3 protein-coding genes and 1 pseudogene are annotated in these 4,436 nt (G+C 66.0%); all 4 read left to right on the top strand.

Annotated features, from left to right (window positions below; genetic code table 11):
* The coding region (locus tag AX702_RS05480) for a sensor histidine kinase (protein ID WP_231731736.1) at window positions 1-869 on the top strand (869 nt) is incomplete at its 5' end.
* A complete protein-coding gene (locus AX702_RS05475; protein WP_066777178.1) occupies window positions 859-1,506 on the top strand; it encodes a response regulator transcription factor in 648 nt (215 codons plus the stop codon). The genes AX702_RS05480 and AX702_RS05475, both read left to right, overlap by 11 nt.
* A gap of 208 nt (window positions 1,507-1,714) precedes the next feature.
* Entirely contained in the window at window positions 1,715-3,052 is a 1,338-nt protein-coding gene (locus tag AX702_RS05470; RefSeq protein WP_066777175.1) for a UDP-glucose dehydrogenase family protein, read from the top strand.
* 381 nt (window positions 3,053-3,433) lie between these two features.
* Window positions 3,434-4,436, top strand: a pseudogene (locus AX702_RS05465) (hypothetical protein); the annotation flags it as partial.

The raw sequence follows: 4,436 nt of genomic DNA, 5'->3' as shown, positions 1-4,436 counted from the left end.
CCCGCCGCGTCTTTGCGCAACGAGTGGATGAAAGCTCCTTTCCCGCGCAACTCACCATCGGCACCGCCTCGGCCGGTTCGCGCCGGCTCTATACCGTGTTCGTGCGCGACCTGACGGAGCAGGAAAAGACGCGCGCAATGGTGGAATCGCTTCAGATGGAAGTGCTGCACGGCGCGCGGCTGACGGCGATGGGCACCATGGCCTCCACCCTGGCGCATGAGCTCAACCAGCCGATGACCGCCATGGCGAGCTATATCGAAGGGTGCCGCCGCCTGCTGGCACGTTCCGGGGAGCCGCACGACCCGCGCATCGATGTCGGGCTTGCCGCCGCGGCGAAGGAGGCGGTGCGGGCAGGGCGCTTCATCAGCCATTTGCGCGAATTCGTGTCGCGCGGCGAAACCCTGCTGGCGGTGGAACAGGCCAATGAGGTGATCGCCAGCGGCCTTTCGCTGGTGACGGGCGTGGTCAAGGAAGCGCAGGTCACGCTGGATTTCCAGCCGGGGCCGCCGGCCGAGATCTTCGCCGATCGCGTGCAGATCCAGCAGGTGGTCGTCAACCTCGTGCGCAACGCGGTGGAGGCGATCCGTCACGGCGACGCCCGGCTCATCACCGTTCACGTCGCGGTGCGGCCGGAGGAAGTGGAGGTGAGCATCGACGATTGCGGCGCCGGCTTCCAGCCGGGCATGGCCGAGCAATTGTTCGACGCCTTCGTCAGCACGAAGCGGAACGGTTTGGGCGTGGGCCTGTCGATCTGCCGAACCATTATCGAGGCGCATGGCGGCCGTATCTGGGCCGGTGCCGCGCCGGGCGGCGGCGCCAGCTTCCGTTTCACCTTGTGCCGTAAAGTGGGGTACGAGCATGGAGAATAAGTTGGTTCACCTCGTCGATGACGAGGAGGAAGTCCGGGCTGCCACTGCCTTCATGCTGGAGGCGGAGGGCTATGCCGTGCGCAGCTGGCGGAGTGCCACCGCCTTTGTCGATGCGGTGGCGCGGATTGATCCCGGATGCGTGCTGCTCGACATCCGCATGCCCGACATGAGCGGCCTGGAGGTGCAGCAGCAGCTGAAGCAGGCCAGCGTCAACCTGCCCGTGATCGTCCTGACGGGGCATGGCGATATCACGGTGGCGGTGAAGGCGATGCGCGCCGGGGCGCTGACGTTTCTGGAAAAGCCGCCCGAGCGCGAGGCGCTGATCGACGCCTTGAGCGAGGGATTTGACCGGTTGGCCGATGTGTCCACCGCTGCGGCGCGCGAGGAACAGGCGCGGCGCCTGATCGCGCGGCTCAGCGAGCGGGAACGCGATGTGCTTGGCGGCCTGACCCGCGGGCTGCCGAACAAATATATCGCCTACGACCTCGATATCAGTCCGCGTACCGTGGAGATCCACCGCGCCAATCTGATGTCGAAGCTGGGCGTGCGCAGCCTGTCGGAGGCATTGCGCATCGCCTTCTCGGCTGATTTCGGCCACAATGGGGAAACCCGCTCGCACCAGAACCAATCCCGCTGACCCAAACGCGCACGCAGCAGCCCCCCTCTCGCATCTCGATCGCTGCGGACACGTAACAACCTACGCATTTCACCGAAGCCGAACTGCAAATCTGACCCTGCTAGAACCACCACCGGCCGGCATCGGGTGGCCCGGCGTGCGGCATGCACGCGCGCTGCGCCGCGCGGATTAATCGGCCGTGGTCACGTTCGACAGGGGGAAAGCAGGAATGCGCATCGTAATGATCGGCACCGGTTATGTCGGCCTGGTGTCTGGGGCCTGTTTCGCGGATTTCGGGCATGACGTGGTGTGCGTCGACAAGGATGAGGGCAAGATCGCGCTGCTCAAGAGCGGGGGGGTGCCGATCTACGAGCCGGGGCTGGAGCAGCTTGTCGCCACCAACGTGGCGGAGGGGCGCCTGTCCTTCACCACAGACCTGACCGGCCCGGTCGGCGATGCCGACGTGGTGTTCATCGGCGTCGGCACGCCGGCGCGGCGCGGCGACGGCCACGCCGACTTGTCATATGTCTATGCCGCGGCGCGGGAGATCGGCGCCGCGCTGCGCGGCTTCACCGTCGTGGTCACCAAATCGACAGTGCCGGTCGGAACGGGTGACGAGGTGGAACGCCTGATCCGCGAGGTAAATCCGGGCGCGCAGTTCGCCGTTGCGTCCAATCCAGAATTCCTTCGCGAGGGTGCGGCGATCGAGGATTTCAAGCGCCCGGACCGGATCGTCGTCGGGGTGGAGGACGAAAGCGCCCGCCAGGTGCTGGAAGAAGTGTATCGCCCGCTTTACCTCAATCGCTCGCCCGTGCTGTTCACGGCGCGGCGCACCAGCGAACTGATCAAATATGCCGCCAATGCCTTTCTCGCGATGAAGATCACCTTCATCAACGAGATCGCCGACCTGTGTGAGGCAGTGCGTGCGGACGTGCAGGATGTTAGCCGCGGCATCGGGCTGGACAATCGGATCGGCACCAAGTTCCTCCACGCCGGCCCGGGCTATGGCGGCTCCTGTTTTCCCAAGGACACGATGGCCCTCGTGAAGACGGCGCAGAGCTTCGGTTCGCCGGTGCGGCTGATCGAGACCACCGCCGCGATCAACGATGAGCGCAAAAAGGCGATGGCGGCGCGCGTGATCGCCGCCGTCGGCGGCAGCGTGCACGGGCGGACGATCGGCCTGCTTGGCCTGACGTTCAAGCCCAACACCGATGACATGCGCGACGCGCCGTCGATCGACATCGTGCAGGGGCTGATCAGCGCGGGGGCGCGGATCCGCGCCTTCGATCCGGAGGGGATGGATGCGGCGCGCACCATGCTGCCGGACGTGACCTATGTGGACAACGCCTATGCCGTTGCCGAGGGGGCATCCGCCGTGGTGCTCGTGACGGAGTGGAACCAGTTCCGCGCGCTTGATCTGGCGCGTCTGCGCGAGCGGATGGCGGCGCCGGTGCTAATCGACCTGCGCAACGTCTACCATGCCGATGAGGCGGAGCGCGCGGGCTTCTATCACGTGGGGATCGGCCGTCCGACCTATTCGAAGGAGCAGGCGCGCGCGGCGGAGTGACGCTGGCCACTACCGATATAGACCACCGGCGTCGTTTTGAGCTTGTCGGAGAGCGTGTCCTCGGGCGCGTACTCCGACGAACTCAGGATTAAACGCGTTGGTGGCCGTGCGGTGCAAAACCTAGTCGATAAAGAGGCTGCATCTGTCGTCCTGTGAGAGGCGGATCCACTTGTCAGGATGGCCGGCGCCTCACGGATTGAAGTATATTACAGCGTCTTCATGCCAGATTGCAGCATTGTGCCCCGCTTCTGTGCTTTTTCGCGCTTCACGTGAGGCAGTTCGCCGCGCGAAATATGTACATGCCTATGTAACAGCGCGTTGAGCGCTCTCCACCATTCTCCATCGTCCGGCGTGAACCGCCGGTCAAAACAGGAGGATGACATGGCTGGCAAGAAACATCCGCGCTCCAACATTGTAGCGCGGCTTTTGACCCGTACCGTGCTGAGCGCACCCATTCTGCTGGCGATGACGCTGGCGGAGCAGGCCAAGGCGCAGCAACGGGTGGTGAGCGCCTGTTCGGGCGTCAGCCTGCCGCGATCAGCGGTGACCGACATTTTGTCACCGGTGATCACCGGCATCGCGACGCCGATCGAGACCACGGTGAACAGCATTCTCGATCTTCCGGTGCTTGGCGTGTTGCTGCCCGATCTCAGCCTGAACGCGACCGGGTTGCTGGCCCAGGCGGCGAGCGGGGCTCCCATCACGCTCCAGGCGCTTGCAACCGACGGCACCATCGTCGGCCCGACCGACCAATGCCGGCTGACTTCCGATTCGATCACCCTCGATACGCCCGCGGGCGTCGCGATCGGCGGCAACCAGATCACTGGCCTGGGCGCCGATGGCGCGGCGGCATTTGCCAGCGACATCAATGCCATCGCCTTTGGCAACAATGCGCGGTCCGAAGCCGGGGCGACGGGCAGTATCGCGCTCGGCACCAACAGCAGCGTGACGGCGGCGAACAGCGTCGCGCTGGGCGCCGGCGCCACGGCGACGCGAGGTGCCCTGGCCGGCTACACGGCGACGGGGCTGACCGGCCTGCAGAATTCCGCCGGCGAAGTGTCGATCGGCGCGCCGGGCGCAGAGCGCCAGCTGACCAACGTTGCACCGGGCACCGCGCCCACGGACGCCGCAACAGTCGGGCAGGTGGACGGCGTTTCCGCCCAGCTGGGGGCGTTGGGCAGCGTCGCGGTGCAATATGACAGCGCCGCCCGCGACCGGGTGACGCTGGCGGGCGGCGCTGGCACCGTCCTTGCCAACGTTGCCCCCGGCGCGCTCACGGCCACGTCGGGCGAAGCGGTGAATGGCAGTCAGTTGTTTGCCACCAATGCACAGGTCGCGGCCAATACCGCCGCCATCGCCACGCTGGGCAACGGATCGGCGGGGG

It is taken from the genome of Sphingomonas sp. CCH5-D11, assembly GCF_001557395.1.
In the GTDB taxonomy this organism is placed as follows: domain Bacteria; phylum Pseudomonadota; class Alphaproteobacteria; order Sphingomonadales; family Sphingomonadaceae; genus Sphingomonas.
This window is presented reverse-complemented; position numbering and strand designations above follow the sequence as displayed.

Excerpts from the sequence above, each read along its gene's own strand:
- AX702_RS05475 (WP_066777178.1), top strand. The coding sequence starts at position 859 with ATGGAGAATAAGTTGGTTCACCTCGTCGATGACGAGGAGGAAGTCCGG.
- AX702_RS05470 (WP_066777175.1), top strand. The coding sequence starts at position 1,715 with ATGCGCATCGTAATGATCGGCACCGGTTATGTCGGCCTGGTGTCTGGG.